A 15,386-nucleotide genomic window follows, 5' to 3' on the forward strand; every position below is an offset into this window, starting at 1 on the left:
GGGACCTGTCGGGCGAACGATGCGTGTCCGCTCGAGCGATGCGTACAGACGCGCATCACTCGAGCGGAAGCGCATCACTCGACGCACGGGGCGGACCAGCGCCAGAGCGGGCCGGCGTCCGTGACGCCGACCCGCTCGCGGGACGTCTGGACGCGACGTGCGCGCCGTCCGCCCTCAGTCCCCGCAGGCGAGAGCGCCGAACGCGACCTCGTGCGCGGTCTCGACCGTGGCGCCATCGAGCACCGCGGTGCCCGTGGCGGTCGCGACCCCGGCCGCGAGCGACGCGGACCGCGCGGCGAACGACTGGTACGCGTTCGCCCCCGGCGCGACGTCGCGCACGACGCGCGTGCCGAACGGGGTGACGAGCTCGACGTCGGCCACGACGTCGGCGAGGTTCGTCGCGCGCACCGCCACGTAGGCCTTGCCCGCGAGGCAGCGGGCGGACGCGGTCACGTCGAGCTCGACGACCGGGCCGGCGGCGTCGGCCGCGAACTCCCACGTGTCCACCTCGACGAGGTCGACGCCCGCGGGACCGGCGAACGTGAAGTACACGTCGTGGACGCCGCTCACGCCCTCGAGGGCGGCGGTCACGTCCGCCCACTCGCCCACCGGGGTGTCGAGGTCGAGCGTCCCGACGACGGCGCCCTCGCGGTCGTCGAGGCGCACCTCGACCGTGGCGCCCTCGACCAGCGGCTTGACGCGCGCCGTGACGCTCGCGGCGCCGTCGCCGAAGTCGACCGACGACAGCGCCGACCAGTCGCCGTCGTCCACGTCGCGGACGACGAGGTTCGGCGCCTGCGCGCCGAACTGGGCCGAGCCGCCGTCGACCTTCGCGGTGGTGAGGCCCTGCTGCCAGGCGAACGTCTCCGCCTCGAGCACCTGGAACGGGTCGAGGTCCTTGACCTGGTCCACGCCCGCGTAGTCGCCGACGACCTGCTGGACCGTGCCGTCCGCGTTGAACGTCAGCTCCTGGATGTGCGGGCTGCGGTAGCCCTGCGTGGTGCTGCCGTTGACGCGCTTGTTGAGCGTGGGCGCGTGGTACGTGAAGTAGTACTTGCCGTCCAGCTCGAACACCGACTGGTGGTTGTTGCCGCCCGTGCCCGCGCCGAAGAACTGCGACTGGTTCGGGAACATCACGCCGGCGTACGTCTCCTTGGGGAACGACATCGGGTCGTCGGAGATCATGTAGCCGATCTGCCCGCCGCCCGGGTACCCCGGGAGCGTGACCTGGTTGCCGCCGAAGTCGTTGCCGCCGAAGTGCGACGAGTACGACAGGTAGTACTTCCCGTCGCGCTCGAAGACCTGCGCCGCCTCGAACGCCACGGGCGCGTCCACGACGGCCGCCGTGCCCCGCGTGGAGACCATGTCGTCGCCGAGCTCGATGACGCGGATGTTCTTCGGGTTGTTGAACCGCTCCGCCGCGGGCATCGACGTCGACGCCGGGCCGCCGCCGAAGTAGAGGTACGCGCCGTCGTCGGTGACGAGCGGCGCCGGGTCGAACTTCCAGGCCACGGCCTCGGCGCCCGGGGTGCGCCCGTCGATGAGCGTGCTGTCGCGCTCGCTCGTCCACGGCCCGAGCGGCGAGGCGCCCGTGATGACGTTCGACGACCCGCCGCCGTTGGCGTAGTAGAGGAAGTACTTGTCGACGCCGTCGACCGTCTTCTTCGCCATGCCCGGCGCCCACGAGTTGTTCGTGAAGGGCGCGACGCCCTGCGGCCCCGCGACCTGGATCTCGCCGTGGTCCGTCCAGTTCACGAGGTCCTCGGACGAGATGAGCGTGATCTGGTTGATGCTGCCGTAGTTGATCTGCGGCGAGACGCCCGTCACCGGGTCGGGCGCGTAGCCCTGCGTGTCGTTCGTCATGTACATGTACACGCGCCCGTCCTCGACGAACCCGAACCCGTCGGCCCCGAACTTGTGGGAGATGAGCGGGTTGTGCTCGCCGGGCAGCTTGCCGAGCACCTCGATCGTCTTCGAGGGCGGCCCGGGCGGGGCCGCGCCGACGACGGAGACGTCGTCGAGCACGAAGTCCATGAGGTGCGTCGCCGGGTCGGCGGACGGGTTGCTCGTCCACGGCGTCTCGAAGAACAGCCGCGCGGTGCCGACGTTCTGGTCGGCCGGGATCGTGAACCGGCCGTCGAACGTCGCCCACTGGCCCTTGGTCGCGGTGACGCTCACCAGGTTGGTGTACGACCCGCCGCCGTAGTGCATCGTGGCGAAGAACTGCTTGGTGGCCGGGGCCGCGGCGGCGTCGTACCGGATCCTCGCGGTGAGCTCGTACGTCTCGCCCGCGCGGACCTTGCCGCTGAGGTCCTGCATGGGACCGGAGCCGGTCGTCGCGCGCTCGGTGGTCAGGGCCGCGGCCGCGCCCGCGAACGCCTGGTCGGTGGTCGACAGCACGGCCTTGTCGGTCGCGTTGCCGTTGTTGACGAACCAGCCGGTCGTGCCGTCCTCGAAGCCGCCGTTGACGACCAGCTCCTCGTCCGCGGCGTACGACGGCAGCGCGGCGAGCGACGCGGAGAGCAGCGTCGCGAGCGCGGCCCCGGCGACGGCGCCGCGCAGGCGACGTCGTCTGCGGTGGTGCGTGTCCATGGATCCTCCTCGATCGATGTGGGTGTCCTGCGCGTCCGCGCGTCTCGCGCGGACGATCGTGCCGACGGCGGTTCGCGCCGTCGTCCTGCGCCTCCTCTCGTCGGCACCGGCGGGCCGCCCGGGCGGCCCGCCGGCGGATCAGCGGCAGGGTCAGCTGCCGTACGCGACCGTGCGGGTCGCGGTGGACCCGTCGGTCGAGCGGGTGACCGAGACCGTCACCTCGCCCGCCGGGACGCTCGTGAGGCGGCTCGGGAACGCCTGGTAGGCGTTGCGGCCCGACTCGACGTCGGCGAACGACCGGCTGCCGTACGGCGTGGTGACGACGACGTCCACGGGCACGGCCTCGGCGTTCGTCACGCGCACGGCGACGTAGTCCTTCCCCGCCAGAGCGCGCACGCTCGCCTCGACCGTGAACTCGACCTCGGCGGCGTCGGCCCGCACGAGGGACGCGACGGCGAGCGCGAGCGCCCGCGCGGGTGCGTCCGCCTCGTTCTGCGTCGACGGCGCGGTCGTGGCCCGTGCCGACGCGAGCCCCTTCTCGACGGCGGACCACGACTCGACCGTGTAGTCCGCCGGGTCGAGCCCCTCGGCCTCGGCGACGACGGCGTCGAGCGCCGTCCGGTCGGCGCCGCCGTCCGCGTCGAGCACGTCGCTCAGGAGGAAGTGGTCGAAGTCGACGTGCCCGCCGGTCTGCTCCTTGGCGTAGGAGAAGAGGCCGAACCGGTACCCCATGAAGTGGGACAGGCTCCAGTCCATGACGAGCGGCCCCTGGCGCGCACCGAGCGGCTGCCAGGTCCGCCCGTCGAGGCTGTAGGAGTACTGCACCCAGAGCTGGCCGTTCGGCGAGGCGAAGTCCGCGTCCGCCTTGAGGTGCACGTCCGTGCGCTCGCCCAGCGGGACCTGCGACCCGGGGACGAACGACTCGACCGCCTCGCGGTCGATCGTGTCGGTGAACGGCTGGAGCCGGGTGACCAGACCGAGCGTGCGCTCGCCGTCGACCTGCTGGACGCCCGCGTACGCGAAGCTGCGCCCGTAGACGGCGAGGCCGGCGACGTCGCCGTCGAGCATGCCGGAGACGTCGAGCCTCGTCTGGGCCGACGACGTCGGGCCGAACGTGCGCTGACCGAGGGTGTTGCGCGCCTCCTCGAGATACGTGAGGTCGCGTCCGGGCGCCTTCGTGTACTCCGCCTCGCCGGTCACGACGTGCCCGTTGGTCAGGCGCAGCCAGCCCTCGCGCTCGGTGAGCGACCAGTACCGGTTGTCCGGCGCGTGGTTCCACTGCCACGCGAGGTCGAGGTCCGAGCCGTTGTACGACACCTCCTCGAGCGTGGGTGTCTCGACGTCCGGCGCGCGGCCGACCACGGAGACGTCGTCGAGCAGGTACTCGACGCTCGACGACGGCGGCTGCGGGTTGCCCCACGGCGTCTCGACCGCGAGCTTGAAGGTTCGGACGTCCGCGTCCTGCGGGACGGTGTAGGTGCCGCTGACCGTGGCCCACTCCCCGGGGGTCGCGTCCGCCCAGGCCAGGGTCTTCACGCCTGCGCCCCAGTCGGCGACCAGGTTGAAGCGGACCGTCGAGGGCCCCGTGGCGTACCGGACCCGGGCCGAGACCTCGTAGGTCACGCCCGCCTGGATCTTCCCGCCGAGCTGCTGGTTCGGGCCGGAGCCGTTGAGCGTCCGGCCCGCGACGCGCAGCGCGGCCGTGCCCGACGCGGCGCCGCTCGTCTCGCGCGACAGCGTCGCCCCGAACTGCGCGGCCCACGGCGCGGTCCCGGCGTCCTCGAACCCGGGGTTGGCGACGAGCTCGACGCCGAGCAGCGACTCGTCGTACGTGGGCGCGTCGGGGACCTCCCAGACGGTGTCGCTGAACGCGCGGTGCTCGGCGTCGTTCGCGAAGTCGTCGGAGGCGACGATGCTCTTCAGCCGCTCCCGGCGCTCGGTCGCCGGGTCCAGCACGATCGGCTTGGCGAACGTGTCGCCGACGCGGACGGCGCCGTCGTCGCCGAACGTGGGCCAGCCGTCCTCCCACGTCGCGGGGATGAGCGCGGGGATGCGGCCGAGCGGGTAGGTGTCGCGGAAGAACATCCCCCACCATTCGTAGCCGCCCGCGCCGTCGGGCACCTCGACCAGCCCGCCCTGGGCGAACCCGTCGGAGTTCAGCGCGCTGCGCGCCTCGTACGGGTTCGAGCCGTCGGCGGTCTCGTAGCGGCCCAGGAGGTGCGGTGAGCGGAACAGCACCTCCTGCCGGTTCTGGCCGCTGGGCCACGTGATGATCGCGACGTAGTACTCGCCGTCGATGTAGTGCACCTGCGCGCCCTCGAACAGCCCGCCGACGAACGGCTCGCCCGCGTAGTCCGCGGCGCGGAAGATGTTCGGGAAGTCCGCCTCGATCGCGGTGAGGTCGTCGTTCAGCCGGACGGCGCTCGTCGCGCCCGAGCCGTAGAAGATGTAGGGCGTCCCCCCGTCGGCCTCGTCGAAGAACAGCGACGGGTCGTGGAACCCCCGGCCGAGCGCCGTGCGCTCCCACGCGCCGTGCTCGACGTCGTCAGTGCGGAAGAGGTACGACCCCCCGAGGTCGTTGGTGTTGAACACCACGTAGAACGTGCCGTCGCGGTAGCGCAGCGAGGACGCCCACTGCCCGTTGCCGTAGCCGTTCTTCCCGTTGCGCAGCGACGACACGTCGCCGACGCCGAGCCGGTCGTAGACGTAGCCGACGATCTCCCAGCTCACGAGGTCGTACGACTTCATGATCGGCGCACCCGGGGCGAGGTGCATCGTCGTGCTGATCATGTAGTAGAGGTCGCGGCCCTCGTCGTTCTCGGCCGCGGGGACGCGCGTGACGCTGATGTCGGGGACGTCGCTGCGCAGGAGCGGGATGTCGTAGGTCCCGTCGCCGCGGTCCGTCGTGGTCAGCCCGGTGAGGGCGCTCGCCGCCGGTTGCTCGTCGTCGGCCGTCGCGGTGGCGTGCGCCGCGGGCAGGCTCGCCCCGAGCGCCAGCACGCCCGCCACGACCGTCGCCGCGGCTCGTCGTCTCCGGTGTCTGCTCATGTTCTTCCTCCTCGTCGAGGTCCTGCCGTCGTGGGGCTCATCTGAGGGATATCGATGTCGGTACCGATATCGAAAGGCGCCGCGTCATTGCCGTGCGGCGTCCCCGCGGCCCGTCGGACCGACCGCGAGGACGCCGTGCGGCGCGCGGGTCGCTCAGCCGCAGGTGCGCGGCTCGATGTCGACGTCGTAGGTGGTGGTGGCGTGGTCGCCGTCGAGCACCGCCGTCGCGGAGACCGTCGCGGTGCCGGCGGGGACCGTCGTCGCGCGCGACGCGAACGACTGGTAGGCGCTCGCGCCCGGGGCGACGGCAGTGAACGACCTCTCCCCGTACGGCGTCGTCAGGGTGACGTCCACCGGGGTGACGCCCGTGTTCGTCGCCCGGACCGCCACGTAGGCCTTGCCGGCGAGGCAGCGCGACGAGACCTCGACGTCGAGCGGGACGACGGCCGTCGTCCCCGGCACGATCTCGACCCGGTAGGTCGTGGCCGTCTCGTGGTCCTGCGCGACGCCGACGACCTCCACGGTCCGCCCCGACCCGTCCGCAGGGAGCGGCACGACGCGACCCTGCGTGTCGTCGACGAGCACGCCGTCGACGCGGACCAGGCCGCTCGGCACGTGCGGGTCGGCGTCGAGCACGACGCTCGTCGTGCCCGCGGGCACGGTGAGCGTGTAGTCCGTCACCGCCGGGTCGAACGCCGGGGCGAGCGACCCGGTGTCGAACGCGAGCGCCGCGAGCCCGGGCGTCGCGTCGTACGACGCCGCGCGGTCGACCCGGACGCCGAACACGCCTCCGGCCCAGCCGCCCGTCGCCTGGAAGCGCACGGTGACCACGGGGATGCGCTCGCCGTCCTCGTCGAGCACGTACTCGCCCGCGCTGTCGACCTTCCAGCGCGTGCCGTCGCCGATCTCGAGGTACTTCGCCGGGAGCTGCGTCGTGTCGACGTAGAACCCCTGCTCGTCCTTGGTCGGCGCGTTCGCGACCGTGGTGATCGTCTTCAGCTTCTCGTCGTTGACGTACACGTCGAACACGCGGCCCTGGTCGCCCGAGTAGAGCGTGACGCCCAGGTGGTTCGAGGCCGACGCCGGGTCGACCATGAGGTCGTAGCTGAACCAGCCCGTGCCGTTCGCGTGGCGGAACTGGCGGCCGGAGAACGTCCCGACCGACGACCCGCTCTGCTTGAGGTTCTTCGCGTTCTCGAAGTTGTTGTTGTCGAAGCTCGTGAGGCTGTCGACGGTGCGGTCGGCGTCGCGCAGCTCCTGCTTGGCGCGCAGGATGCGCTCCTGCGACGCGGCCGAGTCCGGCTCGTCGAGGTGGAGGTACAGCCCGTACGTCACGTCCCAGTTGGTGTGGTGGGGCGTGAAGACGAGGTGGCCGCCGTCGGCGGTGTTCCGCAGCTCGAGCTGCACCCGGCCCTCGGCGTCGTCCTCGACCCGCACGAGGTTCTCGGCGATGCGCTCCTTCCACTCGTCGGCGCCCATGTTCGCCGCCGTGATGGTCGTCTGCGCGTCGGCGTCGCGCGTGGCGGAGCGGACGAGGATGCCCGTGCCCTGCCACGCCGGCTCGGGGACCTCCCCGAGGTTCGCGGAGAGGACGACCGGCCCGTACCGGAAGGCCACGAAGTACGGGTTGTCCGGGGTGTCGACGACGGACGCCGCCATCGGCATCGTGTACCGGACGACGTCGCCCGTGGCGACGGGCAGCACGACGTACCCGCGCGACACATGCGGCTCGACGGCGGCGCCGTTCACCTCGACCGCGGGCTCGCCCGCGATCCACGACGGCACGCGCAGGCGCAGCGTCGCGTCCCCGGCGACCGCACCGCCGTCGAGCGCGTCGACGCGGAACGTCACCGTGTCCTCGTTCGGCAGGTTCGCCTCCTGCGTGAGCCGCAGGTTCTGCTCGGCGTGCTCGACCGTCGAGGAGAAGAACAGGTTGACCCACACCGAGCCCTGGCCGGTGAAGTAGATGGAGTCGCCGAGCTTGGAGAAGTTCTCCATGCCCGTGCCGGTGCAGCACCAGAACTCGGTGAACGGCAGGTTGTAGACGCGGTGGTAGCCCGACGCCATGGGGTTGAAGTACGTCGTCGTCCCGGTCTCCGGGTTCTGCGACGCGAGGATCGTGTTGATGAACGCGTTCTCGTAGTAGTCCGCGTACCGCACGTCCTTGCTGAGCTTGAACAGCTCGCGCGCGAGCTTGAGCATGTTGTACTCGTTGCACGTCTCGGCCGTCTCGGCGTTGCGCGCGGTGCCCTGCTCGTCGGCGCGCTCGTGCAGCGAGCCGGGTGCGTGGAAGTGCTCCGCCTGGCTGTTCGCACCGGTGACGTACGTGTGGTCGCGCACGACGATGTCGAAGAAGTTCTCCGCCGCCGCGAGGTACATCGGCAGCTCCTCCTTCTCCGCCGGCGTGAGCAGCGCGTAGTACTCCGGATTCTGCGTGAACACCCGGTAGCGCTTCAGCGCCCCGAGCAGCTTGGGGATCTGCGTGTTGGCGTGCTTGCCGGGCAGGACGTCCTGGCCCGCGGCGAGCTGGCGGAAGAACGCGACCTCGTCGAACGCCTCGGCCGCCTCCTTGATGCGCACGTCGCCCGTGAGGTCGAACAGCTCGTACAGCGCCTCGTTCATGCCGCCGTACTCGGTGCGCAGCATGACGTCGGTGCTCGGCAGCTTCGCCACGCGCCCCTGCACGTAGAGCCCGAAGTCGGTCGCCACGGCGAGCGCTTGGTCCCCGACGGGGCCGTCCACGTACTCGGCGACGTCGAGCAGCCCGGCGAGCACCTTGTGCAGGTTGTACCAGGGCACGATGACGTTCTCGTCCGACGTCCCGGTGCCCTGCACCTGGTCGAGGATCGACTCGCGGAACGCGGAGACGTATCCGGCCGAGCCGGGGTGCGCGGCGGCGTACGCGTCCTGCACGCGGGCGAGCCCTCCGACGCCCTCCTCGATCTCGGTGAACAGCGCGTCCTTCGTCGCCTCGTCCGGCGTCGAGGACCAGGACATCGCGAGCGCCGAGAGGTAGTGCCCGAACGCGTGCCCGCGGAAGTTCACGGCGTTGCTGCGCTCCCAGCCGCCGTACCCGGCGGAGGTGGTCGGGATGAGCCCGCCGACCTTGTAGAACTCGTAGAGGAACGTCTCGGAGTCGAGGCTCAGCAGGTACTCGTGCTCCTTCGCCGCGGCGTTCTGGAGGAAGTCGTCGGAGAGCAGCACGGACGGCAGCGCGGTCTCCTCGAGCGGCGTCTCGTCGACGAGGGCGGGCACGACGACCTCGAGGTCGCGCGTCACCGGCTCCCCGTCGAGGTACCGCACCGTCGCCGTGAGCGTGACGTGCGCGTCGTCCTCCCCGATCGCCGGCCGGACCACGGTCCCGTCGGTCGCGACGACCTCGGGGTGCGACGACCGCCACGTCACGGTCGAGCCGCGCGATCCCGTCGTCGGCAGCACGAGCGCGACGGTCGCGCGCTCGGGCAGCGACAGCGCGTCGGCGTCGTCCTGGGCGATCGCGTCGCGGTCCACCGTGCGCCCGCTCTCCTCGTAGAGCCCGACCACGTCGCCCAGGTCCGCGACGGCGTCGTACAGGCGGTAGTCGTCGAGGGCGGCCTTGAGGTAGGCGCCGTTGTACTGCGGACCGTTGAACCCGATCGTCTTGGGCAGGGCCGGGTCGGAGCCGAGCACGCCCGTCGCGTCGCCGGCGACCGCGTTGGCTACCGTGGACGGGACCTTCTCGCCGTTGCGGTAGAACGCGACGTCCTTCGTCGCGCGGTCGTACGTGACGACGACGTGCGTCCACTCGTCCGCGGGGAAGAACGCCGCGCGGTCGGAGCTCGCGACCCGCACCTTGTACGGTTGGCCCGACGCCGGGCCCACCGACAGCGCGAGCGGCACCGTGTCCGACTCGGACGAGAGGTACCAGCCGTCGGAGTTGTAGGCCCGCTTGTTCCAGGTGATGACGTGCTCGCCGGACAGCTTCCCGCTGGGCTCCACCCAGAACGAGAGCGTGAGGTCCTCGGGCTGCAGCGCGGCCGACGACCCGAGGTCGAGGTACGTGCTCCCGGCGAGGCGAAGCGCCTGCCCCCGGGCGTCGACGCCCTCGACGTACGAGTAGCCCGTGGGCGCGGTCCCGTTGTGGCCCTTCAACGTCACCGGGTGGTCGAGCGGGCCGGCGTCACTGACGTCGCCCTCGAACCCGAGGTCGAGGACCGGGTCAGGCAGGGCGTCGGCCGCGACGGCGGACGGCGCCCAGGTGGTCAGGGCGAGCGCGGCGGCGGCCGCCACGGCGGCCAGCCGGGTCGCGCCGCCGGGTCGACGGCGGGCGCCGTCGGTCGGTCGGGGGTGCATCGTTGCTCCTCAAGGTCGCGCGCGGGCGCCGTCGCCCGGGCGTCAGGACGTGCGGTGTCGTGCAGCTCGTCGCGCGACGACGTCGTCGCGCGGTCGTGCGAGGCGGCCCGCGCACGACGCGCGGGCCGCGCCCTCGTGGCCCGCCGGACCGGCCACGAGGGAAGCAGGCTCTCGCGAGGGAGATCCCGCGGTCGCGAGGTAGAGCCCGGGGGCTTCTACCTCGCGACCTGCGGTTCTACCTCGGCGTCGTTCAGCCGCAGTCGAGCGCGTCGTAGGCGACGTCGACGGTCGAGGTGACCTGCTCGCCGTCGAGCGTCGCCGTGCCCGTCACCGTCGCGACGGCCGCCGGGGCCGACGTCGCGCGTGCCGCGAACGACTGGTACGCGTTCTTGCCCGGCGCCACCTCCGCGAACGCCTTCTGCCCGAACGGCGTCGCGAGCGTCACCGAGACCGGGACGTCCTCGCCGTTCGTCGCGCGCACGGCGACGTACGCCTTGCCCGCGAGGCAGCGCGGCGAGGCCTCGACCGCGAGGTCGAGCTCGGGTGCCGCGTCGGACGCGTGCAGCCGGACGAACGTGATCGAGTGCGCGGGGAACTCGTAGGAGAACTCCTCCCCCACGCCCGTCAGCGTCCGCTCGACCGGGACGACCCGCTCGGGGTCGGCCTTGGTGTTGGTGTCCGACGGCGCGCCCACCATCTCCGTGACCGTCGCCTCGGACGCGATGCCCTCAGAACCCTCGACGTGCACCTGCGTGCGCGCCGCGGTCGCGGTGGGGTTGACGACCTTGACGACGACGTCGCCCGTGTCGTCGTCGCGCGTGACGACCTGGTAGAGGGACTTGGTCGACGGCTGCTCGTAGGACATCTGGAGCTCGCCGTCGAGGTAGAGCTCGATGGTCGAGCCCTCGACGACGACCTTGACGCGGTACGGCTGGCCGGCCTCGATGCTGTGGTTCTCGACCGCCTTCACCTCGTTGGCGCTCCCGCCCGACGCGCGCTGGAGCGCCTGGCGGGTGTTGTTCCACCCGCCGAGGTTCCACCAGTAGTAGTCGTTCGGGCCGCCGGCGGCGAAGCCGACGAGGAAGCCCTCGGCGCCGGACGTCTTGCGCGCGTCGAGCTCGAGCGTGTAGCTCGACCAGTCCTTCGCGTACGCCCCGGCCACGATCGAGCGGGCGTCGGTGACGTTCGTCGCCGACTGCACGTAGGCGCCGTCCTGCGCGGCCCACGTCCCGGTCTGCGGCTCCCACTGCGACGCACCGGACTCGAAGTCGTCCGCGAAGAGCACGTCGCCGCTCGCGTTGTCGGTCACCCGGACGTTGTCGTACTGCGCGGCCGTGTTCCACGTGGAGAGGAACACGCCGCCGTCGAGCGTCGCGTCGGCCGGCGCCGGGCCGGAGTGCGTGCTGGGCACGACCTCGTCGCCGGCGTTCGCGGAGAACAGCTGCTGGACGTAGTAGTTCACCGAGCCCCACGACTCGTCGTTGTCGAACCAGATCGCGTCGGGCGACCACTGGACGTACGACTCGTTGGCGAGCAGCGGAGCGTACGACGCGAGCCGCACGACGTCGGAGTTGCGCTCCAGACCGGTCATGAACGACGCCTCCGCGAGCGCGTTGGCGAACGTGTTGCCGCGCGACGCGTACTCGCCGAGGAACACGTGCGGCCCCTCGCGGTCGTAGGAGTCGTAGCGCTCGTCGTTCTCGAGGAACCACTGCGGGTCGTTGTAGTAGTGCTCGTCGACGAGGTCGACGTCCTGCTCGCGGTTGAACTCCCAGAGCTCGTCGAAGCGCTGGCCCGTGTCGTCCGGACCGGAGTTCGAGATGATCTGGATGTCCGGGTAGGCGGCCGCGATCGCGTCGCGGAACGCCGGGAAGTTGGCCTCGAACGTCTTGGTGTTCTCCTCGTTGCCGAGGCCGATGTACTTCAGGCCGAACGGCTCGGGGTGCCCGAGCCCGGCGCGCACGGCGCCCCACTCGGTCGTCACGTCGCCGTTGGCGAACTCGATGAGGTCGACCGTGTCGTCCACCCAGCGCTGGATCTGCGCGGGGTCCTTCATCTCGGGGATGGTGCTGCCGCAGCCGTTGGCGCCGACCGACACCACGGGCAGCGGGGTCGCGCCGAGGTCCTCGGCGAAGAGGAAGTACTCGAGGTACCCGATGCCGTACGACTGGTTGTAGCCCCAGAAGTTCCAGTTGGTCGCGCGCTCCTCGACCGGGCCGATCGTCTCCTTCCACTGGTACGTGCGGCGACGGTCGGTGAAGCCCGACTCCTCGTACGTGCGGAACGTGCCGACGTTCGTCACGCAGCCGCCGGGGAACCGCAGGAACTGCGGGTCGAGCGCGTCGATCTTCTCGGCGAGGTCCTTGCGGAGCACCGACGGCCCGTTGACCGGGCCGACCCACGTGTCCTGCGGGAAGAGCGAGACCTGGTCGAGCGCGAGCGTGCCCGCAGCGCCCGAGAGCAGCGCGAGCCGCCCGGCGTTCGTCGTGCCCGTCGCGGTGAGCGCGACGTCGTACTTCTTCCACGCGTTCGAGCCGTCGACGGCGACCTGGCCGGTCGCGTACGCCGTGGTCCCGGCGTTGTCCTCGACGCGCACGGTGACGGTCTGCGCCGTCGCCGACCGCGCCCAGACGGAGAAGTCGTACGACTCCCCCTCCTCGACGAACAGGCCCGTGTTGTACCCGGCGTTGCGCACCCCGGCGCCCGCCGCGGTCGTCGTGAGGTTGAGGTAGCTCCGGTTCGTCGCGTTGAGCCGCCCGGCGTCGTTCACGACCTGCGTCGTCGCCGTCGCGCCGCCCCGGTTCGCGGCGCTCCACGCCGTGAGCCCGGTGAACGACCCGTTGTCCTGGTTGTTGAACTCGAACGACCGGTTGCGCACGAGCTCGGCGTACAGCCCGCCGTCCGCCGCGTAGTTGATGTCCTCGTAGAAGATGCCGTAGAGCTCGTCGCTCATCTCCGTGCGCTCGCCGGCGAGGTCCACGGTGATCTCGTGGTCGGCGCTCGTGGCGGGCGTGATCGTGAGCTTCGTGGCCGCGTCGCGCGGGCCGAGGACGAGCGCGCCGTCGGACGCACGCACGCCGGCGTACTGCTCGGGATCCGCCGCGCTGCGCAGCCAGACCTTGCCGCCGCCCGCGTCGGTGAGCCGCAGCGCGGTGGCGTCGTCGCCCGCGGCCCCGAGGGAGAGCCGGGACGCGTCCGAGACGACGACGGGCCGGTCGTCGACGGCGAGCGTCACCGGCGACGTGCCCTCGGCGCCGTCGACCGCCGTCGCGGCGAGCGCGACCGTCGTCGCCGGGCGCTCGTCGTCGAGGGCGAGGCCGTCGTCGGTCGCCACGAGGTACCGGGCGTCGCCCGGGCCCGCGAGCGTGAACGTGCCGTCGGGCACCTGGTCGGCACCCTCGGCGGTCTGGAGCGCGACGTAGTCGAACGCCGCGGTGTGCGCCGCGCCGTTCTGCGCGGCGAGCGCGTAGAGGCCCACCTGCGTGGTCGGGAAGTCGACGGTCACGGAGCCCGCGGGCTGCCACGCGGCGCCGTCCCAGTAGCTCGTCGCGATCGTGTCGCCGGTGCGCTGCATGCGCAGCGTCTCGCCCGTGGACCCCGGGCGGTCGGTGAACGCGGCGGCGGAGAACACGCCGCCGGTCTCGACGTCGTTCTCGATCGCGCGGCCCGACGGCGAGAGGCTGCCCACGAAGGTCAGGCCCGACCGGACGTAGTTGTCCATGTCCTGCCACGCGATGAGCCCCGCGCCCTGGTAGACGGAGGCGACCGGTGCCTCGAGCCGGGTGACGACGGTGAAGTCACCGGCGGGCACGTCCATCAGGACGACGTTCTTGGCGCTGTTCGCGTCCTGGTAGGTGTCGCCCGGCTGGGACGTGAGCCGCAGCGCCCCGCCGGAGACGGCGAGCGCCTCGGGCACGGGGTTGACGACGGTCCAGTCCGCGCCGAGCGCGGAGCCGTCGAACGCGTCGACCCGCGCGTCGTCGGGCAGGTCGGGCTCCGCGGCCGAGGCGGGCAGCGACGTCGCGAGCGCGACGGTGCCGACCAGGCCGGTCACGAGCGCGAGCGCGACCGCCCTCCGGCGGTGAGCCGTCCTGGGTCGTGGAGGGTGAAGGGACGTATCCATGGGCTTCCTCTCATCGTCGAGAGACACGCGTCATCGCGTGTGAGCGTTAACAGGATCGTGGCCGAGCCTAGTGTGAACGCTCACATTCGACAAGGGACGTGTCGTGACACTCCGCCGGCCGGGCGCGTGCCCGGCCGACCCAGGGGTGCCGGCCCCCGTCCAGCTCCGGTGATCCCGGGCGAGGGCCCGGGCAGACGGCCGCGGCGCCGGGCCCGCGCCCTCGTGACGTCCGAGGACGTCGCGCGGGCGGACCCGGCACCGCCGGCTCACCTCCGCCTGACGACCAGCACGCGCTGCAGGATCACGAAGACCAGGAGCAGCACGCCGATGACGATCTTGGTCCACCACGAGCTCAGCGTGCCCTCGAAGGTGATGATCGTCTGGATGAGGCCGAGCACGAGCACGCCCAGCACGGACCCGAGCACGAAGCCCGTCCCGCCCGTCAGCAGCGTGCCGCCGATGACGACGGCCGCGATCGCGTCGAGCTCCATGCCCACGCCGGTGAGCGAGTAGCCGGACCGCGAGAACATCGCGAAGAGCAGGCCGCCGATGCCGGCGCACGTGCCGCTCACCACGTACACGAGCACCTTGGTGCGCGCGACGGGAAGGCCCATGAGCATCGCCGACTGCTCGCCGCCACCGATCGCGTAGACGGTGCGGCCGAACTGCGTGTAGTGCAGCACGTAGAACGCGATCGCGACGACGACCAGGGAGATGATGACCGCGGTCGTGATCCGCCAGCCGTCGCCGATCTCCTGGCTCCAGCCCGCGAGGGCCACGAACGACTCGTCGGTGATGGGGATCGACTGGAGCGAGATCACGTAGCACAAGCCGCGCGCGAGGAACATCGCCGCGAGGGTCGCGATGAACGGTTGGATGTCGAAGACGTGCACCATCAACCCGACCGCGAGGCCGAGGACGGTCCCGATGAGGACCGAGATGAGGAGCACGACGGCGACGGGCCAGCCGCTCTGGAGCAGGGACGCCGTCGTGATGCCCGAGAGCGCCACGACCGCGCCCACCGACAGGTCGATGCCGCCCGTGAGGATGACGAAGGTCATCCCGACCGCGAGCACGATGAGGAACGAGTTGTTGATGAAGAGGTTGGAGAGGACGCGGGCCGAGAGGAAGTTCTCGTACCGGCTGCCGCCCACCACCAGCATGAGCGCGAGCACCGCGAACGTGCCGAGCACCGGGAGGTAGCGCCGGTCGAGGCGGACGCGGCTCGTGAGTCGCTCGGTCATGGACGGGCCTCCGGAGGCCCGTCCATGACCGAGCGACTCACGAGCCG

General features: G+C 71.6%; 5 protein-coding genes. All 5 read right to left on the reverse strand.

Going from position 1 to position 15,386, the window contains the following annotated elements; translation table 11 throughout:
- Positions 1–174: 174 nt before the first annotated feature.
- The 5 genes from A0J59_RS12235 to yjfF all read right to left on the reverse strand — a co-directional run bounded on the left by A0J59_RS12235 (position 175) and on the right by yjfF (position 15,339).
- Positions 175–2,592: a family 43 glycosylhydrolase gene (locus A0J59_RS12235; RefSeq protein ID WP_064316263.1), complete on the reverse strand. Its 2,418-nt coding sequence runs from the start codon at positions 2,590–2,592 to the stop codon at positions 175–177.
- A 150-nt stretch (positions 2,593–2,742) separates the two neighbouring features.
- Positions 2,743–5,640, reverse strand: coding sequence for a family 43 glycosylhydrolase (locus A0J59_RS12240; RefSeq protein WP_064316264.1), 2,898 nt, complete (start codon positions 5,638–5,640; stop codon positions 2,743–2,745).
- Between the two features lie 153 nt (positions 5,641–5,793).
- Positions 5,794–9,972: a beta-L-arabinofuranosidase domain-containing protein gene (locus tag A0J59_RS12245; protein ID WP_064316265.1), complete on the reverse strand. Its 4,179-nt coding sequence runs from the start codon at positions 9,970–9,972 to the stop codon at positions 5,794–5,796.
- Between the two features lie 250 nt (positions 9,973–10,222).
- Positions 10,223–14,026, reverse strand: coding sequence for an alpha-L-arabinofuranosidase C-terminal domain-containing protein (locus A0J59_RS12250; protein ID WP_064316266.1), 3,804 nt, complete (start codon positions 14,024–14,026; stop codon positions 10,223–10,225).
- A gap of 335 nt (positions 14,027–14,361) precedes the next feature.
- Positions 14,362–15,339, reverse strand: a complete 978-nt coding sequence (yjfF, locus tag A0J59_RS12255) for a galactofuranose ABC transporter, permease protein YjfF (RefSeq protein ID WP_047231689.1) — start codon at positions 15,337–15,339, stop codon at positions 14,362–14,364.
- Positions 15,340–15,386: the final 47 nt, after the last annotated feature.

The sequence above is a fragment of the Cellulosimicrobium sp. I38E genome, from assembly GCF_001647255.1.
Lineage (GTDB): Bacteria > Actinomycetota > Actinomycetes > Actinomycetales > Cellulomonadaceae > Cellulosimicrobium > Cellulosimicrobium cellulans_E.